A 22,864-nucleotide genomic window follows, 5' to 3' on the forward strand; every position below is an offset into this window, starting at 1 on the left:
GTGGCGGTCGCGGGCGACCTTGGCCAGGATCGAGGCGGCCATGATCGCCGGTTCGCTGCGGCCACGGCGGCGGCGCCGGCCAGTGCGGCGCCTGGTGGCCTTCCAGCACCCGCCGCAGGTCGCGCGCATCCAGCTGCGGCGCCAGCGCCTGCAGCAGCTGGAGCGCGTAGTCGCGCAGGACCCGCCCGCGCGGCAGCACCGCCCAGGTGATGCAGTCGGGCAGCTCCGGCGGGGCCGGCAGCGGCTGCAGGTCGGCGGCGTCCTCCGCCAGCACCGCCATCTCCGCCAGCAGCCCGGCGCCCAGCCCGGCGCGCACGTAGGTCTTGATCAGGTTGGCGTCGCGCGCGGTCATCGCCAGCTGCGGCTGCACCCCGGCCGCGGCGAACGCGCGCTGCAGCGAGGAGTCGGCGCGGTTGGAGGATTCGTAGCTGATCAGCGGGTGCGCGCCCAGTTCGGCCAGGGTCGGCGCGCGCCGCAGGCGCGCCAGCGGATGCGCGCGCGGCACCAGCAGCACGCGGCGCCAGCGGTACAGCGGCACCGCCAGCCCCGCCTGCGGTTCCGGGCCGGCGGTGCTGATCAGCGCGAGGTCGGCCTGCTCCAGCCGCGCCAGCACCTCGGCATCGCCGGCCACCTGCAGGTCCACGTCCACCCGCGGGAACGCCTGCCGCACCCGCGCGATCACCGGCGGCAGCACGTAGCGGGCCTGGGTGTGGGTGGTCGCCAGGCACAGCCGGCCGCTGTGGCTGCCGCGCTCGTTGGCGGCATAGCTGCGGATGTTGGCGACTTCGTCCAGCACCCGGCGCGCGTGCGCCACGATCCGCTCGCCGGCCGGCGCGATCCGCGCCAGGCTGCGCCCGCGGCGGACGAAGATCTGGAAGCCCAACTCGTCCTCCAGCTGCTTGAGCTGCTTGGACAGCCCGGGCTGAGTGGCATGCACGCGCTCGGCAGCCTGGGTGATGTTGAGGCCGGCGTCCACGATCGCCACCAGGTAACGCAGCTGGGTCAGGGTCATGCTTGCATCATCGCTGCATCCGGATGATGCGATGGATCATACGCCCGCGCAGGACGCTTGCCAAATGCCGCTCATGCCACAGGGGAATGTGCGGTAGCCGGCACGCCATTTGCCGTCCTGGGTATCGCGGGCGCAGCATCCCCGACCCGCCCTCGCCCGCCGTTCACGCCGGGCGGCCGATCCTGTCCATCCCCACGTCTCCGCGCCCCCATGGCCCTCTACGACAGCATCCTCGACACCATCGGCCACACCCCGATCGTGCGCCTGCAGCGCCTCGCGCCGGCGCATGTGCAGGTCTACGTGAAGGTGGAAGCGTTCAATCCCGGCGGCTCGGTCAAGGACCGCCTCGCCCTGGCCATCGTGCTCGATGCCGAACGCCGCGGCCTGCTCAAGCCCGGCGCCACCATCGTCGAGGCCACCTCCGGCAACACCGGCGTCGCGCTGGCGATGGTGGCCGCGGCGCGCGGCTACAAGTTCGTCGCGGTGATGAGCGAGACGTTCTCGGTCGAGCGCCGCAAGCTGATGCGCGCCTACGGCGCCAAGGTCATCCTGACCCCGGCCGCGGAGCGCGGCAGCGGCATGGTGCGCAAGGCGGAGGAACTGGCGCGCAGGCACGGCTGGTTCCTCGCCCGCCAGTTCGCCAACCCGGCCAACCCGGCCTATCACCGCAACACCACCGCCGCCGAGATCCTGCGCGACTTCGCCGGGCGCCGGCTGGACGTGTTCGTCAGCGGCTGGGGCACCGGCGGCACCCTCACCGGCGTCGGCGAGATGCTGAAAGTCGCGCGCCCGGAGGTGCGCATCGTCGCCACCGAACCGGCCGGCGCCGCGCTGCTCAAGGGCGATCCCTGGCAGCCGCACAAGATCCAGGGCTGGACCCCCGACTTCGTGCCGGAGGTGCTCAACCGCGGCGTGGCCGACGAGCTGCGCACCGTCACCGACGAAGACGCCATCGCCACCGCGCGCCGGCTTGCCAGCGAAGAGGGCCTGTTCGTCGGCATCTCCGCCGGCGGCACCGCCGCCACCGCGCTGGCGCTGGCGCAGGAAGCGCCGGCCGGCAGCGTGCTGCTGGCCATGCTGCCCGACACCGGCGAGCGCTACCTCAGCACCGCGCTGATGGCCGACATCCCCGAGGGCAGCGACGACGCCTGGCTGGCGAGCCTGGAATAGCCGCGGCGGGGCCGGCGCTTGCGCTAGGCTGTGCACTTTTCCGCCCCCCCTGCCGCGATGACCGACACCGCCGATGCCGCCCGCGCCGTTGCGCGCCTGGACTGGCTGCGCCGCCAGCTCGGCGCGGACATCCCGCCGCCGCAGCGGGCCTCGGTCGATGCCGGCTTCCGCAGCTACTGGCGGGTGCTGGCACCCGGCGGCAGCCGGATCCTGATGGACGCCCCGCCGGGATTGGAGGACGTGCGCCCCTGGCTGCGCCTGCGCGACCTGCTGGAGGGTGGCGGGGTGCGCGTGCCGAAGGTGCTGGCGGGCGACGTGGCCGCCGGCTTCCTGCTGCTGGAGGACCTCGGCCCGGACACTTACCTGCAAGCGCTGGACGCCGGCGATGCCGACGCCCTGTTCACGGCCGCGATCGGCCAGCTGCTGCGGCTGCAGGCGATCGCCCCGCCCGCGGACCTGCCGGCCTACGATGCCGCCCTGCTGGAGCGCGAACTGCGCCTGTTCGACGACTGGTTCTGCGCGCGCCACCTGGGCCTGGTGCTGGCGGCAGACGAGCGCGCGACGCTGGACGCCGCCTACGGCGTACTGATCGCGGCCGCGCTGGCGCAGCCGCAGGTGCTGGTGCACCGCGACTTCATGCCGCGCAACCTGATGCCGGCGGTGGACGGCCCGGCCGTGCTGGACTTCCAGGACGCCGTGCGCGGGCCGCTGGCCTACGACGTGCTCAGCCTGTTCAAGGACGCCTTCCTGAGCTGGCCGCAGGCGCGCATCGATGCCTGGTGGCAGCAATACCACGCGCGCGCGGCGGCGGCCGGGCTGCCGGTGCCGGCGCCGGCGCGCTTCCGCCGCGACCTCGACCTGATCGGCGTGCAGCGGCATCTGAAGGTGCTGGGCATCTTCGCGCGCCTGCACCACCGCGACGGCAAGCCGAAGTACCTGGCCGATGCACCGCGCTTCCTCGACTACCTGCAGGCGGTGCTGCCAGCCTACCCCGAGATGGCCGGGCTGGACGCCCTGCTGCGCACCCGCGTGTGCCCGGCCTGGGCGGCGACCGGGCCCGGCGCATGAAGGCGCTGGTGTTCGCCGCCGGGCTGGGCGCGCGCATGCGTCCGCTCACCGACCACACCCCCAAGCCACTGCTGGAGGTGGCGGGCAAGCCGCTGATCGTGTGGCACCTGGAGAAGCTGGCGGCGCTCGGCATCAGCGAAGTGGCGATCAACACCAGCTGGCTGGCCGCGCGCTTCCCGCAGGTGCTGGGCGACGGCGCGCGCTGGGGGCTGCGCCTGCACTTCCTGTACGAGGGCGAGACCCCGCTGGAGACCGGCGGCGGCCTGTGGAATGCGCTGCCGTGGCTGGGCGAGGCGCCGTTCCTGCTGGTCAACGGCGACATCTGGACCGACTACGACTTCGCGCGGCTGCCGCGCGCGCCGGACGCGCTGGCACACCTGGTGCTGGTGGATCCACCGGCGCACGCGCCCAACGGGGATTTCCGGCTGGAGGCGGACGGCCGCCTGCACGCGGACGGCACGCCGCGCCTGACCTACGCCGGGCTCGGGGTGTACCGCCCGCAGCTGCTGCAGGACTGGGCGCACAGCGTGCCGGACGCGCGCCAGCTGGACGGGCGTCCCTGCTTCCCGCTGGCGCCGGTGCTGCGCGCGCAGATGGCCGCCGGCCGGGTGCGCGGCGAGCATTACCGCGGACGCTGGACCGACGTCGGCACACCGGAGCGGCTGGCCCGGCTGGACGCCAAGCTGCGCGCCGGCGGCTGACGCCGGCACGCCGCACCAGGCATCAGGCCGGGTCGGGGCCGAGCACCTGGCGCAGGAACGGCACCGTCAGCCGCCGCTGCGCGGCCAGCGCGGCGGCGTCCAGGCGGTCGAGCAGGGCGGTGAGCCCGCGCAGGTCGCGCCCGCAGCGGCGCAGCAGCCACTCCAGCGCGGCCGGATCGACCTCCAGCCCGCGCGCCGCCGCGCGCCGGCGCAGCAGTTCGGCGCGGCCGGCGTCGTCCAGCGCCGGCAGCCGGATCCGGGTCGCCTGCGCCAGCCGCGAACGCAGGTCCGGCAGCGCGATCCCGAGCGCGTCCGGCGCATCCGCGGCGGCATACAGCAGGCAGCGGCGGGCGTCGCGCAGGCGGTTGTGCAGCGCGAACAGCGCGCGCTCGTCAGCGGCGTCGCCGGCGATCGCCGCCAGGTCGTCGAGCGCGACCAGGTCGGCCGCCTCCAGCCCGGTCGCGGCCTCCGCCAGCCGCCCCGCGGCGGCGCGCAGCGACAGGTAGGCGGCACGCCGGCCGCTGGCCTCGGCCTCGGCGCAGGTCGCCAGCAGCAGATGGCTCTTGCCGCTGCCGCTGCCGCCCTGCAGGTACAGCGCCTCGTCCGCGCCTGCGCGCGCCAGCCCGCGCAGGCGCTCGACCAGCCCCGGACGCGGGCTGACGAACAGGTCCAGCCGCTGCTCCGTCGGCGGGCGCAGCGCCAGCGGCAACTGCGGCACGCTCATGCGGGGCCCGGCGGCTCCTGCGGCGGCTCGCCGGCATGCGCGGCCGGCAGCACGATCCGCGCCGGCTCCGGCGCGCCGCGCTCGCCCACGTACAGGCGGCTGCCGAGGTAGCGCTCGTGTGCGTGCCGCAGCAGCACGTTGACCACTGCGGCCACCGGCAGCGCCAGCAGCATGCCGAGGAAGCCGAACAGGGTGCCGCCGGCCATCACCGCGAAGATCACCGCCATCGGATGCAGCCCGATGCGGTCGCCGACCAGCTTGGGCGTGAGCACGTAGCTCTCGATCACCTGGCCGACCGCGAACACCGCGCCGACCCCGGCCAGGTGCGGCCAGTCGCCGTACTGCACCAGCGCCGCGATCCCGCCCAACACGATGATGGACGCCGGGCCGAGGTAGGGCACGAAGGTCAGCAGGCCGCCGACCACCCCGATCAGGATCCCCAGCTCGAGCCCGACCAGCCACAGCCCGACGCCGTACAGCACCCCGAGGATCAGCATCACCAAGAGCTGCCCGCGCAGGAAGCCGCCGAGCACGTCGCTGGATTCGCGCGCCAGCTTGCCCACGGTGTCCACATGGTCGCGCGGCACCAGCAGCCCGACCCGCGCCACCAGGAGATCCCAGTCGCGCAGGAAGAAGAACGTCAGCACCGGCACCAGCACGATGTTGGCCAGCCCGCCGAGCAGCGCGAAGCTGGAGCGCGAGACGTAGCCGAGCACGGTCGCGGCGATCCCGCCGGCGCTCTCCCAGTGCGCGCGCAGCAGCCCGAACAGGCGCTGCGGGTCCAGCCAGGACAGGATCTGCACGCCGGTGGTGCGCTCCAGCCACGGCAGCGCGGTATGCAGGAACCAGTCGCGGTAGCCGGGCAAGGCGTGCACCAGCGTCACCACCTGCTGCTGCAGCAGCGGCACCAGCAGCACCAGCGCCAGCAGCAGGAGCAGGCTCATCGCGGTGAACACCAGCACCACCGCGGTGTTGCGCGACATCCGCCGCTCCAGCCGGTCCACCAGCGGGTCGCCCAACCAGCCGAGCAGCGCCGACACCGCGAACGGGGTCAGCACCGGCGCCAGCAGCCACAGCAGCCACAGCACGCCGAGGGCAAGCGCGGTCCACTGCACGCGCCGGTAGAACGCGGCGATCGTGGCCAGTTCGGGCGCGGGCGCGCCCTCCGGCGGCGGCAGCGCGCTCACGGCCGCACCAGGCGATAGGTCGGCATCCCGCCCTCGGCGCCTTCCTGCGCCTGCAGCAGCCCGGCGCGCGCCAGCATCCGGTTGAAACCGGCCAGGCCGCCGCCGGCCAGATCGAGCTCGAGGTCCAGCGCCTGCGGGCTGGCCGCCAGCGGCCGCAGCGCGCGCACGCTCGAGAGCCCGTTGAGGTAGCCGACCACCCGCAGATAGTCGTCGCCGCTGGCCAGGCCCTCGATCCGCACCCGCACGCTGGCCGGCGCCGCGCCGCTGCCGGCGCGGGCATAGCGCTTGAACAGCGCGTCCGCCGCGCCCTCGGCGCCGCCGGCCATGGCCCGGCGCGCATCGGGATGGGTGTTGCTCCACTTGGCCAGCAGCTTGCCGCGGTCGACGAACTGCCAGTCCGCCTGCCAGCCGCCGGTGCTGCGGTAGAGCTTGCCGATCAGCTGCATCGGCGGGCTGTAGCGCGCGGACAGGGTGGCGATGGCGCCGGTGTCGCCGCGCCAGATCGCGCCGACCGCGGCCTGCTCGGCGGCATTGCCGGCCGGCAGGCCGAGCGCGTAGCCGCGCGCCTTGGCGGCATCGAGGATGGAACGCGCGGCATTGACCTGGCCGAGGCCGACCAGGCGCGGGCCGCTGCCATCGTCGATCGCCAGCCACAGCACCGGCTTGGGCCGCGGCTCCGGCCACACCGGCAGGCCCAGCATGTCCACCAGGTCGTCCACCGCCTCCGGACGGAAGCGCGCGACCAGTACGGTCTGGAACGTGGGCACGCCGCTGGCGGAGACGCCCTCGTCCTGGCGGTAGTCGAACCCGGCCAGGTAGTCCTTGGCTTTGGCCAGCTCTTCGCGCACGCCCGGGCGCCCGGCCACCGCGCGATCCCCGGTCAGTTTGCCCAGCACCTGCGCCAGCGCGCGCCCGAGGCCGGCGTCGCGCTCGGCCTCGGTCTGGCTGCGCACCGGCACCTCGGCCTGGTACAGCCCGCTGGCCTGCGCGCGCTCGCCTTCCACCCGCTGCGCCAGCGCCAGCAGCGGCAGCGCGGCCAGCAGCGCGGCGCACGCCAGCCGCACGCCTACCCGCCGCACCGCCCGGATTGCCCGTCCCTGCATGCTCATCGATCCCGAACCGGCCACACGGCCGACCGCCGGGAATGGTGCCCGAGCCGCCCCGGCGCGTCCATGACGGCGGCCGCCCGTTAAAATGCCCGCACGCGGCGCCCCGCGCCGGCGCGCAGGACGCCCATGACCCCGCCTTCCTCCCCTTCCCCCGGCCTGACCTACCGCGACGCCGGGGTGGACATCGACGCCGGCAACGCCGTGGTCGAACGCATCAAGCCGCTGGTCCGGCGCACGCTGCGCCCCGAGGTGCTGGGCGGCGTGGGCCTGTTCGGCGGCCTGTTCGACCTCGCCGGCCGCTTCCGCGAGCCGGTGCTGGTGTCCGGCACCGACGGCGTGGGCACCAAGCTCATCCTCGCCAAGCAGCTGAACCGCCACGACAGCATCGGCCAGGACCTGGTGGCGATGTGCGTGAACGACGTGCTGGTGCAGGGTGCCGAGCCGCTGTTCTTCCTCGACTACTTCGCCACCGGCAAGCTGGACGTGGAGACCACGGTGGCCGTGGTCGCCGGCATCGCCCGGGGCTGCGAACTGGCCGGCTGCGCGCTGATCGGCGGCGAGACCGCGGAGATGCCGGACATGTACCCGCCGGGTGAGTACGACCTCGCCGGCTTCACCGTCGGCGCCGTGGAAAAATCGAAGCTGGTCGATTCCAGCAAGCTGCGCGCGGGCGACGTGCTGATCGGGCTGGCTTCCAGCGGCCCGCATTCCAACGGCTATTCGCTGATCCGCAGGATCCTCGAGCGCGCAGGCAGCCCGCTGGACCTGGACCTCGGCGGCACCACGCTGGCCGACGCGCTGATGGAACCGACCCGCATCTACGTCAAGCCGGTGCTGGAGCTGCTGTCCAGGCACGACATCCACGCGATGGCGCACGTCACCGGCGGCGCGCTGGTGGAGAAGATCCTGCGCGTGGTCCCCGCCCCGCTGGGGCTGGACATCGACACATCCAGCTGGCCGCGGCCGGCGGTGTTCGACTGGCTGCAGCGCGAAGGCAACGTGGCGGACGCGGAAATGTGGCGCACTTTCAACTGCGGCATCGGCTACGTGCTGATGGCCGATCCGGCCGACGTGGCCGCGATCGAAGCGGACCTCGACCGCCTCGCGCTTCCGCACTGGCGGATCGGCCAGGTCACCGCGCCGCGCGACGGCGAGCGCCTGTGCATCGGCTGACGCCGGCCCGATGACCGCCCGCCTCGCCATCCTCGCCTCCGGCCGCGGCAGCAACCTGCAGGCCATCCTCGACGCCATCGCCGCCGGCACGCTAGACGCGTCGGTGGTCGGCGTGTTCTCGGACAAGCCCGAGGCCCCGGCACTGCAGCGGGTGCCGGAGGCCTTGCGCTGGGCCCGCACGCCGAAGGCCTGCGGCGGCCGCGACGGCTTCGACGCGACCCTCGCCGAGGCCATCGCCGCGGTGCGCCCGGACTGGATCGTCTGCGCGGGCTACATGCGCCTCCTCGGCGCGGGCTTCGTGCAGCGCTTCGCCGGCCGCCTGCTCAACATCCACCCCTCGCTGCTGCCCAAGTACAAAGGCCTGCACACCCACCAGCGTGCGCTGGAGGCCGGCGATGCCGAGCATGGCGCCAGCGTGCATTTCGTCACCGCCGAACTGGACGGCGGCCCGGTGATCGCGCAGGCGCGCGTGCCGGTGCGGCCGGGCGACGACGCCGACACGCTGGCGGCGCGCGTGCTGCAGGTCGAGCATCCGCTGCTGCTGGAGGTGCTGCGCTGGGCCGCGGCCGGGCGCCTGCGGATGCACGACGGCTTGGCCTGGCGCGATGGTCAGCCGCTATACACCCCGATCTACCTACAGTTCGCCCACGATTGATCCTGTCGATCCCGAGGCCGGCCTCCGCCGGAACGCCCATGCTGCCTGCCCTGCGCCCTGCCCTGTTGCTGTCCCTGCTCGCCGCCGCGCTGCCGGCCTGGGCGGTGCAGCCGTTCACCGCGGACTACCGCGCCAGCGTGCTGGGCGGCATCACCACCGATGCGCGCATGACCCTCGCGCCCGCCGGCGGCGACCGCTGGAACTACGAACTGGTGGTCAACAGCCCGGTGGCCTCGGTGCGCCAGGCGACCGTGTTCGAGGAGCGCGACGGCCGCTGGCGGCCGCTGTCCGGGCAGGACACGACCCAGGTGCTGATGAAGAAGTCGAGCAAGACCGCCACCTACGACTGGGCGCGCGGCGAGGCGCGCTGGGCCGGCGACGTCAAGCCCGACCGCATGGGCCCGGTCCGGCTGCAGGAGGGCGACCTCGACGCGATGCTGCTCAACCTCGCGATCGTGCGCGATGCCGCCGCCGGGCGCCCGCTCAGCTACCGCATGGTCGACAACGGGGTCGCGCGCCAGCAGACCTACCAGGTGCTCGGCAAGGAGACCATCGTGGTGGCCGGCAAGCCGCGCGAGGCGACCAAGGTCAGCCGCAGCAGCGACAACAAGCAGGTGATCGCGTGGGTGGTGCCGGACCTGCCGGTGCCGGTGCGCATCCTGCAGAAGAAGGACGGCAAGGACGAGCTGGACCTGGTGCTGAAGTCGCTGCGCTGAGGGCGTCGGTCGCCTGCGCCCGCGCGACGGCGGGCGCGTCAGCCGATCCGGCGGATGCGCGCGCCCAGCGCCGACAGCTTGGCCTCGATGTTCTCGTAGCCGCGGTCGAGGTGGTAGATCCGGTCCACCACCGTCTCGCCCTCCGCCACCAGCCCGGCCAGGATCAGGCAGGCCGAGGCGCGCAGGTCGGTGGCCATCACCGGCGCCCCGGACAGCCGCTCCACCCCGCGCACGATCGCGGTGTGCCCGTCCACCCGGATGTCGGCCCCCAGCCGCAGCAGCTCGTTCACGTGCATGAAGCGGTTCTCGAAGATGGTCTCGGTGACCACGCCGACGCCGTCGGCGATGCAGTCCAGGGCCATGAACTGCGCCTGCATGTCGGTCGGGAACGCCGGGTGCGGCGCGGTGGTGATGTCCACCGCGCGCGGGCGCCGGCCGTGCATGTCCAGGTGGATGCGGTCGCCCTCGCAGGCGATCTCGGCGCCGGCTTGGCGCAGCTTGCCGAGCACCGCGTCCAGGGTGTCCGGGCGCGCGTGGGTGGCGGTGACGCGGCCCCCGGTCATGGCGGCGGCGACCAGGAAGGTGCCGGTCTCGATGCGGTCGGCGACCACCGCATGCTCGGCCGCGCCCAGCCGCTCCACGCCCTCGATGGTGAGGGTGTGGGTGCCGGCCCCGCGGATGCGCGCGCCCATCGCGTTCAGGCACTCGGCCAGGTCCACGATCTCCGGCTCCATCGCGGCGTTCTCCAGCACCGTGGTGCCCTCGGCCAGCGCCGCGGCCATCATCACGTTCTCGGTGGCGCCCACGCTGACCAGCTCGAACACGTGGCGCGCCCCGCGCAGGCGGCCGGCGCTGCGCGCCTGGATGAAGCCATGCTCGACCGTGATCCGCGCCCCCAGCGCCTCCAGCCCCTTCAGGTGCTGGTCGACCGGGCGCGAGCCGATCGCGCAGCCGCCCGGCAGCGAGACCTCGGCATCGCCGAAGCGCGCCAGCAGCGGCCCCAGCACCAGCACCGAGGCGCGCATGGTCTTGACCAGCTCGTACGGTGCCACGTGGCGGTCGACGCTGCGCGGATCGACCGTGAGCGCATCGCCCTCGTGGGCGATGCCTGCCCCGAGGCCGGCCAGCAGCTTGGCGGTGGTCAGCACGTCGTGCAGGCGCGGCACGTTGGTGATGCGCACCGGCGCGTCGGCCAGCAGGGTGGCGCACAGGATCGGCAGCACCGCGTTCTTGGCGCCGGAGATGCGGACCTCGCCGGCCAGGCGGGGGCCGCCTTCGACCACGATCTTCTGCATCAGGCGCCCGCCTCGTCGGGGGTGAGGGTCTTCAGCTGCAGGGCATGGATCTCCCCGCCCATCCGCTCGCCCAGGGTGGCATAGACCATGCGGTGGCGGGCCAGCGGCCGCTTGCCGGCGAACGCGGCGCAGACCACGGTGGCTTCGAAATGCACGCCGTCGTCGCCGCGCACCTCGGCGCGCGCGCCGGGCAGCCCGGCCTCGATCAACTGGCGGATGGTGTCGGCGTTCATGGCGGCCGCTCCGGGCTGGCGTAAACTGAACGCGCAAGTTTACCGGAAGCCCCGCGTGCCCCACGCCCCGCCCGCCTGCATGGATGCCCACGACTTCGCCGCCAGCGGCCGGCGGGTGCTGGCGATCGAGCGCGAGGGGCTGGACGCGGTGGCCGCACGCATCGACGGGGCGTTCAGCGCCGCCTGCCGCACGATCCTCGCCGGCCGCGGGCGGGTCGCCTGCACCGGCATGGGCAAGTCCGGGCACATTGCGCGCAAGATCGCCGCCACCCTGGCCTCCACCGGCACCCCGGCGTTCTACGTGCACCCGGGCGAAGCCGCGCACGGCGACCTCGGCATGGTCACCGACGCCGACACCGTGCTGGCCCTGTCCTATTCCGGCGAGAGCGACGAGATCCTGCTGCTGCTGCCGGCGCTGCGCCGGCAGGGCAACCGCATCATCGCGATGACCGGGCGCGCCGACTCCACCCTCGCGCGCGAGGCCGACCTGCACCTGGACGTGAGCGTGCCGGCGGAGGCCTGCCCGCTGGCGCTGGCGCCGACCGCCAGCACCACCGCCGCGCTCGCCCTCGGCGATGCGCTGGCGGTCGCGCTGCTGGAGGCGCGCGGGTTCACCGCCGCCGACTTCGCGCGCTCGCACCCGGCCGGCGCGCTCGGACGTCGCCTGCTGCTGCACATCACCGACGTCATGCACGCCGGCGACGACGTGCCGCGGGTGCCGCCGCAGGCGACCCTGAGCGAGGCGCTGGTGGAGATGAGCCGCAAGCGCCTGGGCATGACCGCGGTGGTGGACGAGGCCGGTCGCCTGCTCGGCCTGTTCACCGACGGCGACCTGCGCCGCGCCCTGGACGACCCGCGCATCGACCTGCGCCGGACCCGGATCGACGCGGTGATGACCCGCACCCCGCGCACCATCCGCGCCGACGCGCTGGCGGTGGAGGCCGCGCAGTTGATGGAGGCGCACAAGATCAACGCCCTGCTGGTGGTGGACGCCGCACAGCGCGTGGTCGGCGCGCTCAACATCCACGACCTGCTGCGCGCGCGGGTGGTCTGAAATGACCGCCCTCTGGCCGCCCGCCTACCCCGAGGCCCTGCTGGCACGCGCGCGTCGGGTGCGCCTGTTCGGCTTCGACGTGGACGGCACCCTCACCGACGGGCGGCTGGTGTACAGCGCCGACGGCCACGAGGCCAAGGCCTTCCACGCCCAGGACGGGCTCGGCATGGGCCTGCTGCAGCGCGCCGGGATCGTGCTGGCGCTGATCACCGCGCGCGCCAGCCCGGTGGTCGAGCAGCGCGGGCGCGAGCTCGGCATCGCCCACGTGCACACCCGCGAACGCGACAAGCTCGGCTGCCTGCAGCGGATCGCGGCGGGGCTCGGCCTCGGCCTCGACGAGGTCGGCTTCATGGGCGACGACCTGCCGGATCTGGCGGTGCTGCGCGCGGTGGGGCTGGCGATCGTGCCCGCCAATGCGCACCCGTGGGTGCTGCCGGCCGCGCACTGGACCACCCCGCGCAGCGGCGGCAGCGGCGCCGCGCGCGACGCCTGCGACCTGCTGCTGCACGCACGCGGCGCGGTCGATCCGATCCTCGCCGCCGGGGTGCACCCGTGAGCTGGCGCGGGACGCTGACCGCGGTGCTGCTGCTGGCCGCGGTCCTGTCCGGCTGGTCGGTGTGGCGGCAGATGCGCCCGCAGGCGAGCGCGGCCGCGGTCCTGCGCCCGGACTTCGTCCTCCACGACTTCGAACTGGTGGCGCTCGGCGACGACGGCCGCGAGTCGTTCACCCTGCGCGGGCCGGTGCTGCAGCAGGACGCCGGCAGCCGCGCGCTGACCCTCGCCACCCCGCTGTTCCTGGTGCCGGACGATGCCGGCGCGTACTGGCACGTGCGCGCCGAGCGCGGCCACGTCCCCGAACAGGGCCGCCAGCTGCAACTGCGCGGCCGGGTGGAGGCGATCAGCCCGGCCGAGGCGCCGCCGCCGACCCGGATCGAGACCGACCGCCTGGACCTGTTCCCGAAGGAACACCGGGCCACGAGCGACGCCGTCGTGACCCTCACCCGCCCCGGCCTTACAATGCAGGGCCGCGGCCTGCAGGCGGCGTTCGACCGCCGGCAGGTCACCCTCCTCTCCGACGTGCATGCCCGCTATGTCCCCACGCCCCGTTGAGCGCGCGGCTGCCCTGCTGCTGGCCCTGGCCTGCGCCGCCGGCGCGGCGGCCAAGACCGGCGACCGCAACCAGCCGATGGACATCGAAGCCGCGCAGAGCGTGTGCGGGCTCGGCGCCAACGCCACCTGCACCCTGACCGGCAACGTCGTGATCACCCAGGGCAGCCTGCGCGTGAACGCGCCCAAGGCGATCCTGCAGCAGAGCGGCAACGACCCCAGCCGCGCCCAGCTCAGCGGCGGGGTCGCCCTGCGCCAGCAGCTCGACGACGGCACCGAGGTCAACGCCACCGCCGCCAACGTGGACTACGACTTCAAGACCGAGGTGGTGGTGTTCACCGGCAACGTGCAGCTGCGCCAGCAGCGCGGCACCCTCAGCGGCGAGCGGGTGGTCTACAACATGAAGACCGGCCAGGTCGAGGGCGGCGGCCCCGGTAGCGGCCGGGTGCGGATGCAGATCCTGCCGCGCAGCGCGCAGGCCGCGCCGAAGGCGGGCGGCTGATGCTGGTCGCCGAGGGCCTGCGCAAGCGCTACCGCGCGCGCGAGGTGGTGCGCGACTTCGGGCTGACCCTGGACGCCGGCGAGGTGGTCGGCCTGCTCGGCCCGAACGGCGCCGGCAAGACCACCTGCTTCTACATGATCGTCGGCCTGGTGCCGGCGGACGCCGGGCGGATCGTGCTCGACGGCCGCGACATCACCGACCAGCCCATGTACGCGCGCGCGCGCCTGGGGGTCGGCTACCTGCCGCAGGAGCCGTCGGTGTTCCGCAAGCTGTCGGTCGCGGACAACCTGCGGCTGGTGCTGGAGCTGCGCCGCGACCTCGACGATATCGGCCGCGAGCGCGAGCTCGAGGCGCTACTGGACGAACTGCAAGTGCGGCACGTGGCCGACCAGCTGGGCGCCAGCCTGTCCGGCGGCGAGCGGCGGCGGGTGGAGATCGCGCGCGCGCTGGCCGGCAAGCCGCGGCTGATGCTGCTGGACGAGCCGTTCGCCGGGGTCGACCCGATCTCGGTGAGCGAGATCCAGCGCATCGTCTGCCACCTCAAGAAGCGCGGAATCGGCGTGCTCATCACCGACCACAACGTGCGCGAGACGCTGGACATCTGCGACCGCGCCTACATCCTGGCCGAGGGCCGGGTACTGGCGCAGGGCGCGCCGGCGCAGCTGCTGGAGAACCCGGACGTGCGCCGGGTGTACCTGGGCGACACCTTCCGCCTCTAAGGCCGGCGGTCCTCCGGCCGTCACCGGTTGGCGCTATGCTGGCGCGGCATGAAGCCGCGCCTGTCCCCCGCGCTGCAACAGCATCTGGTCCTGACCCCGCAGCTGCGGCAGGCCATCCGCCTGCTGCAGCTGTCCACCGCGGAGCTGGAAACCGAACTCGCCGCCGCGGTGGAGAGCAACCCGCTGCTGGACTGGATCGAACCCGGCAGCGGCGACGGCGCGCCCGACGGCGGCGCGGGCGCCGAGGCGGCGCCTGACACCGCGCCAGGCGGCGCGGACGCCGACGGTGCCGAGCCCGGCGCGCCCGAGACCGACCCATGGGACGCCGGCGCCGAACCGTGGCAGGAGCGCATCGGCCCGGCCAGTGCGGACGAGGACGACGCCTTCGATCCCGGCGAGCGCGCCGCCGAGGGCGAGACCCTGCGCGCGCACCTGCTGTGGCAGCTGCAGATGGGACACTTCGACCCGCGCGAGGCCGCGATCGGCGAGGCCCTGATCGACGCCATCGACGAGGACGGCTACCTGCGCGACGAACTCGCGGCGATCGCCGCCCTGCTCGCCCCGCAATGGCGGGTGGACGCGGCCGATGTGCGCCGGGTGCTGTACCGCATCCAGCAGTTCGACCCGGTCGGCGTCGGCGCGCGCGACCTCGGCGAATGCCTGCGCCTGCAGCTGCAGGCGCTGCCGGCCGACACCCCCGGGCGGGCGGTGGCGCTGGCCGTCACCGAAGGCGCGCTGGAGCGCCTGCCGCGGCTCGGGATCGAGGGTCTGGCGCGCAGCCTCGGCTGCAGCGCGGACGCCGCCGACGCCGCCCTGCAGCTGCTGCGCAGCCTGGACCCGCGCCCGGGCGCGCGCTACGCCAGCCTGCCGCCCGGCACCTACGTCAGCCCCGACTGCGTGGTCTGGCGCCAACATGGGCAGTGGCGGGTCGCACTGGCCGCCGACGCGCTGCCACGGGTCGGCATCCAGCGCGACTACGCGCGCATGCTGCGGCACGCGCGCGCGGGCGACGCCGACTACCTGCGCCAGCACCTGCAGGAGGCGCGCTGGCTGATCAAGGGCCTGCAAGCGCGCGCCGACACCCTGCTGCGGGTGGTGCGCCACCTGGTGCGCGAACAGGCCGCGTTCCTCGAATTCGGGCCGCAGGCGCTGCGTCCGCTGACCCTGCGCCGGGTCGCCGAGGCGCTGCAGATGCACGAATCGACCGTGTCGCGGGCAATCGCGCGCAAGTACGTGCGTACGCCGCGTGGCACCCTGCCGCTGCGCGACTTCTTCGCCTCCGGAATCGACACCGGCGACGGCGGCAGCGCCTCTAGCACCGCGATCCAGGACATGATCCGCCGCCTGATCGCGGCCGAGGACCCGCGCAAGCCCTTGTCCGACGCGCGCCTGGCGGATACGTTGAAAGCCGAAGGCGTGCCGGTCGCCCGGCGCACCGTGGCCAAGTACCGCGAGGCCCTGCAGATCCCGGCCTCGCACGAACGCGTGCGCATCGGCTGACGCTGCGCCGCACCGCCGCCCGCGGCCGCGGGCGGTGCCCCACGAGAAGGAGAAACCGATGCAGATCGAGACCCACGGCCACCAGATCGAAGTCACCCCGGCCCTGCGCGACTACGTGGACACCCGCTTCACCCGGCTCGGCCGCCACTTCGAGCATCCCTGCCAGATCCGCGTGCAGCTCGGGATCGAGAAGCCCGACCACAAGGCGGAGGCGACCGTGAACCTGCCCGGCCGCACCCTGCACGCGGATGCCAGCGCGGTGGACATGTACGCCGCGATCGACCTGTTGGCCGACAAGCTCGACCGCCTGCTGATGAAGCAGAAGGAGAAGATGGTGGACCACCACCGCGGCGAGGGCCTGCCGCGCGACCTCGCCGGCTGAGCCCGGCCCGCGCGTGCCGATGGTCGCGGCCCGCATCACCGCCGCCGAACTGTTCGAGCAGCAGCAGGAGTTGCTCGGCCTGCGCTGGGTCGCCGGCCAGCGCGACGCCGGGCGGCGCGTGCTGGAGGCGGTGCACACGGTGGCCCGCCGGCCGTCGCTGGCGGGTTACCTCAACATCATCTACCCCAACAAGGTGCAGATCCTCGGCACCGAGGAGCTGGCCTGGCTGGACGGGCTGGACGCGCGCCAGCGCTGGGAGACCATCCAGAAGATCATCGACTTCCGCCCGCTGGCGCTGGTCATCAGCAAGAACCAGGCCTGCCCGGACGACCTGCGCGCCGCCGCCGAGGAATCCGACACCCCGCTGTGGGTGTCGCCGCGGCGCGGGCACGAGCTGCTCAACCACCTGCAGTACCGGCTGGCGCGCACGCTCGCCCCGCGCATCACCCTGCACGGCGTGTTCATGGAGATCTACTCGATGGGCGTGCTGATCACCGGCGAGTCCGGCTCCGGCAAGAGCGAGCTGGCGCTGGAGCTGGTGACGCGCGGCCACCGCCTGGTCGCCGACGATGCCCCCGAGTTCACCCAGATCGCCCCGGACGTGCTCGACGGCACCTGCCCGGAGCTGCTGCAGGACATGCTCGAGCTGCGCGGGCTGGGCGTGCTCAACATCCGGCAGATGTTCGGCGACACCGCGGTCAAGCGGAACAAGTACCTGCGCCTGATCGTGCACCTCAGCCGCACCGCGCCCGACAGCCAGGCCGACGCCATGGTGCGGCTGACCGGCGACCTCGGCACCCGCCGCGTGCTCGACCTCGACGTGCCGATGGTGACCCTGCCGGTGATGGCCGGGCGCAACCTGGCGGTGCTCACCGAGGCCGCCACCCGCATGCACATCCTGCGCAGCAAGGGCGTGGACCCGGCGGCCGCGTTCATGGCCCGCCACAGCCACTTCCTGGAGCGCGCGCAGTGAACGCCGCCGCGCCGGCGCTGGTGGTGGTCAGCGGCATGTCCGGCTCCGGCAAGTCGGTCGCGCTCAACACCCTCGAGGACCTCGGCTACTACTGCGTGGACAACCTGCCGGCGGTGCTGCTGCCGGAGTTCGTGCGCCACGTGCTGGCCGGCGCCGAAGCGCCGGGCAAGGTCGCGGTCGGGATCGACGTGCGCAGCCTGGGCGACCTCTCGGACGTGCCCGCAGTGCTGTCCCAGGTCGGCGCGCTCGGGGTCGATCCGCGCCTGGTGTTCCTCGACACCCGCAGCGACGTGCTGCTGCGCCGCTACGCCGACACCCGCCGCCGGCATCCGCTCAGCCACCTCGGGCTGGTGCTGGCCGATGCGATCGCGCTGGAGCGCCAGGCCCTACGCCCGCTGCGCCAGATCGCGGACGTGGTGCTGGACACCAGCGACCTCAACGTGCACCAGCTGCGGCGGCAGGTGCTGACCGAGTTCGGGCTGGCCGGCGCCGGGCTCTCGCTGCTGTTCGAGTCGTTCGCCTACCGCCGCGGCGTGCCGCCGGAAGCGGACTTCGTGTTCGACGCGCGGGTGCTGCCCAACCCGCACTGGGACGCGCGCCTGCGCCCGCTGTCCGGGCGCGATGCGCAGGTGCGCGAGTTCCTCGACGCACAGCCGGAGGTCGCCGCCTACGCGACCCAGGTGCAGGGCTTGCTCGACGCCTGGCTGCCGCGCCTGGGCGCGGACACCCGCAGCTACGTCACCGTTGCGTTCGGCTGCACCGGCGGCCGCCACCGCTCGGTGTACCTGGCCGAGCGCCTGGCCGCCTACTTCCGCGCGCACGGCTGGCCCGAGGTCGCGGTGCACCACCGCGAGCTGGACTGACCCGCACGCCGCTACCGCGCGGTCATCCGCCTCTGCTACCTTGCCGGCATGGCCGTCGGCGTCCTGCTCGTCACCCACGAAGGCATCGGTACCGCGATGATCGCGGTCGCCAGCCGCCTGCTGCGCAAGCTGCCGCTGCAGGCGGTGGTGTTCGAGGTGCCGTTCGACGCCGATCCCGCCACCCTGCTGCCGCAGGCCAGCGCCGCGCTGCGCCGCGCCGACGCCGGCGACGGGGTGCTGGTGCTGACCGACCTGTACGGCGCCAGCCCCGCCAACCTGGCGCAGCAGCTGGCCCACCTCGGCACGCCGGTGCGGCGGGTCTCGGCACTCAGCCTACCCATGCTGCTGCGGGTGATGAACTACGCCGAGCAGGGCCTGGACGACCTGCCAGCGGTCGCCGCCGCCGGCACCCGCAACGGCGCCATCGTCGATGACGCCTGACTCGCCATCCCGGAGGAGACCGCGTTGATCCGCCGCGAACTGCCCGTCGTCAACCGCCTCGGCTTGCACGCACGCGCCACCGCCAAGCTGGTGCAGCTGCTGGCCGGCTACCGCTGTCAGGCCACCCTGGAGGCGCGCGGGCGCGAGGTCAACGCCAAGAGCATCATGGGCGTGATGCTGCTGGCCGCCGGGCCCGGCAGCACGGTGGTGCTGCGAGTCGAGGGCGAGGACGCCGAGGCCGCCGCCGACGCGGTCGAGGCGCTGTTCGCACGCAAGTTCGACGAGGAGTCCTGATGCGCCAGGACCTGTCCGGTACCGGCGCCGCCCGCGGCAGCGCGCTCGGCCGCGCACGGGTGCGGCTGCCGCACGCGCTGGAGGTCGAGGAGCGCCAGATCGCGGCCGGCGAGGTCGAGGCCGAGGTCGCCCGCTTCCATGCGGCGGTCGCCGCGGTGCGCACGGAGATGCACCAGCTGCGCGAGCGCCTGCACGGCGCGCTGGCGCACGAGGTCGGCGAGTTCCTGGACCTGCATGCGCTGCTGCTGGACGACCCGGACCTGCTGCGCGGGATCGACGACCTGATCCGCACCGGGCGCTACAGCGCCGACTACGCCCTGCGCCTGCAGCGCGACCGCCTGGCCGGGGTGTTCGCCGGGATGGACGATGCCTACCTGCGCAGCAGGATCGACGACATCGACCAGGTGATCGGACGCCTGCACGCCGCCCTGCACCAGCGCAGCGCCGACCTGCAGGGAATCGCCGGCGAGATCCTGGTGACCGACGCGGTGGCGCCGGCGGAGCTGGCGCAGCTGCATGCGCAGGGCGTGCTCGGGGTGGTCACCGCCGGCGGCAGCGCGCTGTCGCACAGCGCCATCCTCGCGCGCAGCCTGCACCTGCCGCTGGTGGTCGGCGCGCCGCAGGCGCTGCAGCGGATCAACGACGGCGACGTGCTGGTGATCGACGGCGGCAGCGGCCTGGTGGTGGTCGAGCCGGACGCCGACGACCTGCGCGCGCACCGCGCGCGGGTGAACGAGGCCAAGCGCGAGCGACGCCAGCTCAACCGCCTGCGGCGCGAACCCAGCCGCACCCTGGACGGCTTCGACGTGCGCCTGTGGGCGAACGCGGAATCGCGCCAGGACGTGGCCGAGGCGCACGCGCTGGGCGCGGCCGGGGTCGGCCTGTACCGCACCGAATTCCTGTTCATGCACAGCCGCGAACTGCCGGACGAGGACACCCAGTTCCGCGCCTACCGCGACCTGGTGCTGGGCATGACCGGGCGCACCGTCACCGTGCGCACCCTCGACCTCGGCGCCGACAAGGCCGACCAGACCGGGCTGGCCCTGCGCGACGAGCCCAATCCCGCGCTCGGCCTGCGCGGCGTGCGGCTGTCGCTGGCGCGCGCCGGCCTGCTGCACACCCAACTGCGCGCGATCGTGCGCGCCTCCGGCTACGGGCCGGTGCGGGTGCTGGTGCCGATGGTCAGCGGCGTGGAGGAGATGCGCGCAGTGCGCGCCGCCCTGGCCCAGGTGCAGCAGGAACTGCGCGCCGAGGGCCACGCGATCGCCGAGCAGGTGCCATTGGGCGCGATGATCGAGGTGCCGGCCGCCGCGCTGGCGCTGCCGGCGTTCATCGGCCTGTGCGACTTCCTCTCGATTGGCACCAACGACCTGGTGCAGTACGTGCTGGCCGCCGACCGCACCAACGAGGCCCTGGGCGAGCTGTACAGCCCGCTGCACCCGGCGGTGCTGCGCCTGCTGCGCGAGGTGGTGCGGCTGGCCGCGCGCCACGCCAAGCCGGTCGCGGTCTGCGGCGAGATCGGCGGCGACCCGCTGTTCACCCCGCTGCTGCTGGCGCTCGGCCTGACCGAACTGAGCCTGCATCCGGCCACCCTGCTGGAGGTGCGGCGCGCGATCCGCGGCTGCGACCGCGGCCGCCTGCTGGCAGCGGCACCGGCGCTGCTGCGCGCGCGCGAGCGGCGCGCGATCGAACGCTGGCTGGCACGCCACGCACCCGCCGCGGCCTGATCCGCCGCCCCCGGGGTGAACGCGCCATCACGGCCGCGTCGCCGCGCTCCGGTATCATCCGCGCTTCCCGACCGCCTGCCTGCCGCGGACGCCTGCACCGCCGCGCGGCCTGCACCCGCGCCCCCGCCCATGCTGCTCGCTCTGGCCATTTTCATCCTCACCCTGATATTCGTGATCTGGCAGCCACGCGGCCTGGGCATCGGCTACAGCGCGCTGGGCGGGGCGGCGCTGGCGCTGATCGCCGGGGTCATCCACTGGGGCGACATCCCGGTGGTCTGGGATATCGTGTGGGATGCCACCTTCACCTTCGTCGCGCTGATCATCATTTCGCTGATCCTCGACGACGCCGGGGTGTTCCGCTGGGCCGCGCTGCACGTGGCGCGCTGGGGCGGTGGCCACGGGCGGCGGCTGTTCCCGCTGGTGGTCGTGCTCGGCGCGGTGATCTCGGCGTTCTTCGCCAACGACGGCGCCGCCCTCATCCTCACCCCGATCGTGCTGGCGATGCTGCTGGCGCTGGGCTTCTCGCCCGCCGCTGCCTTGGCCTTCACCATGGCCTGCGGCTTCGTCGCCGACACCACCTCGTTGCCGCTGGTGATCTCCAACCTGGTCAACATCGTCACCGCGGGCTACTTCGGCATTCCGTTCGACCGCTATGCGGCGGTGATGGTGCCGGTCAACCTCGCCGCGCTGGCCGCGACGCTGGTGGTGCTGATGGGGTTCTACCGCCGCGAGATCCCGGCGCGCTACGACCTGGCCAAGCTCGACGCCCCGGCCAGCGCGATCAAGGATCCGCTGGTGTTCCGCTGGACCTGGCCGGTGATGGCGGTGCTGCTCATCGCCTACTTCGTCACCTCCGCCTATCACGTGCCGGTGGCCGCGGTGACCGGCGCCGCGGCGTTGCTGCTGATGGTCCTCGCCGGGCGCTGGTGGCGGCGCGGCGCGGGCGCGGTGATCGACCTCCGGCATGTGATCCGCGACGCGCCCTGGCAGATCGTGCTGTTTTCGCTCGGCATGTACCTGGTGGTCTACGGCCTGCGCAACCAGGGGCTGACTGCGTATCTGGCGCAGGCGCTGCAAGCGCTCAATCCCTACGGCGTGACCGTGGCCGCGGTGGGCACCGGCTTCATCAGCGCCATCCTGTCCTCGATCATGAACAACCTGCCGATGACCCTGATCGGCGCTTTGGGCATCCACCATGCGCAGGGGCTGGACCCGGCGGTGCGCGAAGCGATGATCTACGCCCACGTGATCGGTTGCGACCTCGGGCCGAAGTTCACCCCGATCGGCTCGCTCGCCACCCTGTTGTGGCTACACGTGCTCGACCGCAAGGGCGTGCACATCGGCTGGGGCTACTACCTGCGCGTCGGCCTGGTGCTGACCACCCCGGTGCTGCTCATCACCCTGCTGGCGCTGGCGTGGCGGCTGAGCTGGGGAGTGTGAAGACTGGCGACCGGGCTCGCCTCGCCTAGACTCCGCCTGCCATGAATGCCGTCGATCGTTCCGCATCAACGGGCGCACCGCCCTGCGTACTGCGCGCCTGGAGCCAGTCGCAGGACGAATTGCGCGGCTTTCTGCGTCATCGCCTGCAGGGCGTGGACGGCCCCGAGGTGGCCGACGACCTGCTGCACGAGGTGTTTTTGCGCGCCGTGCGCCAGGGCGGCGGCTTCTGCGCGGTGGACAACGCCCGCGCCTGGCTGTTCCAGGTGGCACGCAACCTGCTGATCGACCACCAGCGGGCGCAACGCCCGCAGGTCCAGCTGCCCGACGACCTGCCGCAAGAAAACGGCGGCCCCGCGCCGATCGACCAACTCGCCGAATGCCTGCCCAATGCGCTGGCGGCGCTGGCGGCGGAAGACCGCGACGCCATCGAGCAATGCGACCTCGGCGGACTGACGCAGGCGGAGTATGCACAGCAGCGCGGGCTTTCGCTGCCCGGTGCCAAGTCGCGGGTGCAGCGTGCCCGCGCCCGGCTGCGCGCGGTGCTGCTGGAGCGCTGCGGCGTGCGCTTCGACCCGGACACGGGCCAAGTGTGTTGTCACACCGGCCCGACGCGCTGCGCCCCCACGGACCCTGCCGGTTGAGCCGCGGCCGTCCGCACCCCTCGCCTGTTCGAGCGGCAGCGCCGCGCACCCAGCCGCTGCGCACATCGTCCGGGCCGCATCAGCACCCCTTGCCGTGACCCGCGTCCCAGCGGATCGACGGGCCCCTGCATCCTTTTTCACCCTGCGCCGTCTTCACCGGCAGCAGAGTCGATCTGAG

At 73.6% G+C, this 22,864-nt stretch carries 26 protein-coding genes; 20 read left to right on the forward strand and 6 right to left on the reverse strand.

Annotated elements, in window-relative coordinates:
* The coding region (locus tag ML340_RS06890) for a LysR family transcriptional regulator (RefSeq protein WP_240098055.1) at nt 1-1,012 on the reverse strand (1,012 nt) is incomplete at its 3' end.
* A gap of 210 nt (nt 1,013-1,222) precedes the next feature.
* Here ML340_RS06890 and cysK point away from each other — a divergent pair.
* From cysK to murU, 3 genes are read left to right on the forward strand one after another with little or no spacing between them, the layout of a single operon-like run.
* Nucleotides 1,223-2,182: a cysteine synthase A gene (gene cysK / locus ML340_RS06895; protein ID WP_240098057.1), complete on the forward strand. Its 960-nt coding sequence runs from the start codon at nt 1,223-1,225 to the stop codon at nt 2,180-2,182.
* A gap of 57 nt (nt 2,183-2,239) precedes the next feature.
* Nucleotides 2,240-3,250, forward strand: coding sequence for an aminoglycoside phosphotransferase family protein (locus ML340_RS06900; protein WP_240098059.1), 1,011 nt, complete (start codon nt 2,240-2,242; stop codon nt 3,248-3,250).
* On the forward strand, nt 3,247-3,951 hold the full coding sequence (gene murU, locus ML340_RS06905) for an N-acetylmuramate alpha-1-phosphate uridylyltransferase MurU (protein WP_240098060.1): 705 nt from the start codon (nt 3,247-3,249) through the stop codon (nt 3,949-3,951). Before ML340_RS06900 ends, murU begins: the two co-directional genes overlap by 4 nt.
* 22 nt (nt 3,952-3,973) lie before the next feature.
* Here murU and hda read toward each other — a convergent pair whose 3' ends face one another.
* From hda to ML340_RS06920, 3 genes are read right to left on the reverse strand one after another with little or no spacing between them, the layout of a single operon-like run.
* Nucleotides 3,974-4,675 carry a DnaA regulatory inactivator Hda gene (gene hda, locus ML340_RS06910; protein WP_240098062.1) on the reverse strand — a complete coding sequence of 234 codons (702 nt, stop codon included), beginning with the start codon at nt 4,673-4,675 and terminating at the stop codon, nt 3,974-3,976.
* A complete protein-coding gene (locus ML340_RS06915; RefSeq protein ID WP_240098356.1) occupies nt 4,672-5,853 on the reverse strand; it encodes an AI-2E family transporter in 1,182 nt (393 codons plus the stop codon). The genes hda and ML340_RS06915 overlap by 4 nt, the downstream gene beginning before the upstream one ends.
* Before the next feature lie 5 nt (nt 5,854-5,858).
* On the reverse strand, nt 5,859-6,965 hold the full coding sequence (locus tag ML340_RS06920; RefSeq protein ID WP_240098064.1) for a DUF2066 domain-containing protein: 1,107 nt from the start codon (nt 6,963-6,965) through the stop codon (nt 5,859-5,861).
* 132 nt (nt 6,966-7,097) lie between these two features.
* On the opposite strand from ML340_RS06920, the gene purM reads away from it, so the two are divergent.
* The 3 genes from purM to ML340_RS06935 are packed head-to-tail and all read left to right on the forward strand — an operon-like array spanning nt 7,098 to nt 9,515.
* Complete coding sequence (purM, locus tag ML340_RS06925; RefSeq protein ID WP_240098066.1) at nt 7,098-8,144, forward strand: phosphoribosylformylglycinamidine cyclo-ligase; 1,047 nt, start codon at nt 7,098-7,100, stop codon at nt 8,142-8,144.
* A 10-nt stretch (nt 8,145-8,154) separates the two neighbouring features.
* A complete protein-coding gene (purN, locus tag ML340_RS06930) occupies nt 8,155-8,799 on the forward strand; it encodes a phosphoribosylglycinamide formyltransferase (RefSeq protein WP_240098068.1) in 645 nt (214 codons plus the stop codon).
* A 38-nt stretch (nt 8,800-8,837) separates the two neighbouring features.
* Complete coding sequence (locus ML340_RS06935; protein ID WP_240098070.1) at nt 8,838-9,515, forward strand: DUF3108 domain-containing protein; 678 nt, start codon at nt 8,838-8,840, stop codon at nt 9,513-9,515.
* A gap of 38 nt (nt 9,516-9,553) precedes the next feature.
* On the opposite strand, the gene murA is transcribed toward ML340_RS06935, so the two are convergent.
* Together murA and ML340_RS06945 are read right to left on the reverse strand one after the other, a co-directional pair.
* Nucleotides 9,554-10,810 (reverse strand): UDP-N-acetylglucosamine 1-carboxyvinyltransferase, encoded by a 1,257-nt coding sequence (gene murA, locus ML340_RS06940; protein ID WP_240098072.1) that lies wholly within the window; start codon nt 10,808-10,810, stop codon nt 9,554-9,556.
* On the reverse strand, nt 10,810-11,043 hold the full coding sequence (locus tag ML340_RS06945) for a BolA family protein (RefSeq protein ID WP_240098074.1): 234 nt from the start codon (nt 11,041-11,043) through the stop codon (nt 10,810-10,812). The genes murA and ML340_RS06945 overlap by 1 nt, the downstream gene beginning before the upstream one ends.
* A 79-nt stretch (nt 11,044-11,122) precedes the next feature.
* Between ML340_RS06945 and ML340_RS06950 the strand changes: the two genes are divergently transcribed.
* The 14 genes from ML340_RS06950 to ML340_RS07015 all read left to right on the forward strand — a co-directional run bounded on the left by ML340_RS06950 (nt 11,123) and on the right by ML340_RS07015 (nt 22,686).
* Complete coding sequence (locus tag ML340_RS06950) at nt 11,123-12,097, forward strand: KpsF/GutQ family sugar-phosphate isomerase (RefSeq protein ID WP_240098076.1); 975 nt, start codon at nt 11,123-11,125, stop codon at nt 12,095-12,097.
* Between the two features lies 1 nt (nt 12,098).
* Complete coding sequence (locus tag ML340_RS06955) at nt 12,099-12,653, forward strand: KdsC family phosphatase (protein WP_240098078.1); 555 nt, start codon at nt 12,099-12,101, stop codon at nt 12,651-12,653.
* Complete coding sequence (lptC, locus tag ML340_RS06960; RefSeq protein WP_240098080.1) at nt 12,650-13,207, forward strand: LPS export ABC transporter periplasmic protein LptC; 558 nt, start codon at nt 12,650-12,652, stop codon at nt 13,205-13,207. Before ML340_RS06955 ends, lptC begins: the two co-directional genes overlap by 4 nt.
* On the forward strand, nt 13,188-13,706 hold the full coding sequence (gene lptA, locus ML340_RS06965) for a lipopolysaccharide transport periplasmic protein LptA (RefSeq protein ID WP_240098082.1): 519 nt from the start codon (nt 13,188-13,190) through the stop codon (nt 13,704-13,706). Before lptC ends, lptA begins: the two co-directional genes overlap by 20 nt.
* Nucleotides 13,706-14,425 carry an LPS export ABC transporter ATP-binding protein gene (gene lptB / locus ML340_RS06970; RefSeq protein WP_240098084.1) on the forward strand — a complete coding sequence of 240 codons (720 nt, stop codon included), beginning with the start codon at nt 13,706-13,708 and terminating at the stop codon, nt 14,423-14,425. The genes lptA and lptB overlap by 1 nt, the downstream gene beginning before the upstream one ends.
* Nucleotides 14,426-14,473: 48 nt before the next feature.
* Entirely contained in the window at nt 14,474-15,925 is a 1,452-nt protein-coding gene (locus tag ML340_RS06975) for an RNA polymerase factor sigma-54 (protein WP_240098086.1), read from the forward strand.
* 58 nt (nt 15,926-15,983) lie between these two features.
* Nucleotides 15,984-16,307 (forward strand): ribosome hibernation-promoting factor, HPF/YfiA family, encoded by a 324-nt coding sequence (hpf, locus tag ML340_RS06980; RefSeq protein WP_240098088.1) that lies wholly within the window; start codon nt 15,984-15,986, stop codon nt 16,305-16,307.
* Nucleotides 16,308-16,326: 19 nt separating this feature from the next.
* Entirely contained in the window at nt 16,327-17,280 is a 954-nt protein-coding gene (gene hprK / locus ML340_RS06985) for an HPr(Ser) kinase/phosphatase (RefSeq protein WP_240098090.1), read from the forward strand.
* Nucleotides 17,277-18,143: an RNase adapter RapZ gene (gene rapZ, locus ML340_RS06990; protein ID WP_338064417.1), complete on the forward strand. Its 867-nt coding sequence runs from the start codon at nt 17,277-17,279 to the stop codon at nt 18,141-18,143. The genes hprK and rapZ overlap by 4 nt, the downstream gene beginning before the upstream one ends.
* Before the next feature lie 48 nt (nt 18,144-18,191).
* The gene (locus ML340_RS06995) at nt 18,192-18,584 is read left to right on the forward strand and encodes a PTS sugar transporter subunit IIA (RefSeq protein WP_240098092.1); all 393 of its coding nucleotides are present in this window, start codon (nt 18,192-18,194) and stop codon (nt 18,582-18,584) included.
* 24 nt (nt 18,585-18,608) lie between these two features.
* Nucleotides 18,609-18,878 (forward strand): HPr family phosphocarrier protein, encoded by a 270-nt coding sequence (locus ML340_RS07000; RefSeq protein ID WP_240098095.1) that lies wholly within the window; start codon nt 18,609-18,611, stop codon nt 18,876-18,878.
* Entirely contained in the window at nt 18,878-20,605 is a 1,728-nt protein-coding gene (gene ptsP / locus ML340_RS07005) for a phosphoenolpyruvate--protein phosphotransferase (RefSeq protein ID WP_240098097.1), read from the forward strand. The genes ML340_RS07000 and ptsP overlap by 1 nt, the downstream gene beginning before the upstream one ends.
* A 129-nt stretch (nt 20,606-20,734) precedes the next feature.
* Entirely contained in the window at nt 20,735-22,045 is a 1,311-nt protein-coding gene (locus ML340_RS07010; protein ID WP_240098099.1) for an arsenic transporter, read from the forward strand.
* Between the two features lie 41 nt (nt 22,046-22,086).
* On the forward strand, nt 22,087-22,686 hold the full coding sequence (locus ML340_RS07015; RefSeq protein ID WP_240098101.1) for a sigma-70 family RNA polymerase sigma factor: 600 nt from the start codon (nt 22,087-22,089) through the stop codon (nt 22,684-22,686).
* Nucleotides 22,687-22,864: the final 178 nt, after the last annotated feature.

Source organism: Thermomonas flagellata (assembly GCF_022419185.1).
GTDB lineage: Bacteria > Pseudomonadota > Gammaproteobacteria > Xanthomonadales > Xanthomonadaceae > Thermomonas > Thermomonas flagellata.

What these genes read in the sequence shown, in the direction of transcription:
- hpf (WP_240098088.1), top strand. Translation starts at nt 15,984, where the DNA reads ATGCAGATCGAGACCCACGGCCACCAGATCGAAGTCACCCCGGCCCTG.
- lptA (WP_240098082.1), top strand. Translation starts at nt 13,188, where the DNA reads ATGTCCCCACGCCCCGTTGAGCGCGCGGCTGCCCTGCTGCTGGCCCTG.
- cysK (WP_240098057.1), top strand. Translation starts at nt 1,223, where the DNA reads ATGGCCCTCTACGACAGCATCCTCGACACCATCGGCCACACCCCGATC.
- ML340_RS06920 (WP_240098064.1), bottom strand. Translation starts at nt 6,965, where the DNA reads ATGCAGGGACGGGCAATCCGGGCGGTGCGGCGGGTAGGCGTGCGGCTG.
- ptsP (WP_240098097.1), top strand. Translation starts at nt 18,878, where the DNA reads ATGCGCCAGGACCTGTCCGGTACCGGCGCCGCCCGCGGCAGCGCGCTC.
- ML340_RS06900 (WP_240098059.1), top strand. Translation starts at nt 2,240, where the DNA reads ATGACCGACACCGCCGATGCCGCCCGCGCCGTTGCGCGCCTGGACTGG.
- ML340_RS06935 (WP_240098070.1), top strand. Translation starts at nt 8,838, where the DNA reads ATGCTGCCTGCCCTGCGCCCTGCCCTGTTGCTGTCCCTGCTCGCCGCC.
- hprK (WP_240098090.1), top strand. Translation starts at nt 16,327, where the DNA reads ATGGTCGCGGCCCGCATCACCGCCGCCGAACTGTTCGAGCAGCAGCAG.
- hda (WP_240098062.1), bottom strand. Translation starts at nt 4,675, where the DNA reads ATGAGCGTGCCGCAGTTGCCGCTGGCGCTGCGCCCGCCGACGGAGCAG.
- murA (WP_240098072.1), bottom strand. Translation starts at nt 10,810, where the DNA reads ATGCAGAAGATCGTGGTCGAAGGCGGCCCCCGCCTGGCCGGCGAGGTC.
- ML340_RS06995 (WP_240098092.1), top strand. Translation starts at nt 18,192, where the DNA reads ATGGCCGTCGGCGTCCTGCTCGTCACCCACGAAGGCATCGGTACCGCG.
- ML340_RS07010 (WP_240098099.1), top strand. Translation starts at nt 20,735, where the DNA reads ATGCTGCTCGCTCTGGCCATTTTCATCCTCACCCTGATATTCGTGATC.
- ML340_RS06945 (WP_240098074.1), bottom strand. Translation starts at nt 11,043, where the DNA reads ATGAACGCCGACACCATCCGCCAGTTGATCGAGGCCGGGCTGCCCGGC.
- purN (WP_240098068.1), top strand. Translation starts at nt 8,155, where the DNA reads ATGACCGCCCGCCTCGCCATCCTCGCCTCCGGCCGCGGCAGCAACCTG.
- lptB (WP_240098084.1), top strand. Translation starts at nt 13,706, where the DNA reads ATGCTGGTCGCCGAGGGCCTGCGCAAGCGCTACCGCGCGCGCGAGGTG.
- purM (WP_240098066.1), top strand. Translation starts at nt 7,098, where the DNA reads ATGACCCCGCCTTCCTCCCCTTCCCCCGGCCTGACCTACCGCGACGCC.
- murU (WP_240098060.1), top strand. Translation starts at nt 3,247, where the DNA reads ATGAAGGCGCTGGTGTTCGCCGCCGGGCTGGGCGCGCGCATGCGTCCG.
- ML340_RS06950 (WP_240098076.1), top strand. Translation starts at nt 11,123, where the DNA reads ATGGATGCCCACGACTTCGCCGCCAGCGGCCGGCGGGTGCTGGCGATC.
- ML340_RS06955 (WP_240098078.1), top strand. Translation starts at nt 12,099, where the DNA reads ATGACCGCCCTCTGGCCGCCCGCCTACCCCGAGGCCCTGCTGGCACGC.
- ML340_RS07015 (WP_240098101.1), top strand. Translation starts at nt 22,087, where the DNA reads ATGAATGCCGTCGATCGTTCCGCATCAACGGGCGCACCGCCCTGCGTA.
- ML340_RS06975 (WP_240098086.1), top strand. Translation starts at nt 14,474, where the DNA reads ATGAAGCCGCGCCTGTCCCCCGCGCTGCAACAGCATCTGGTCCTGACC.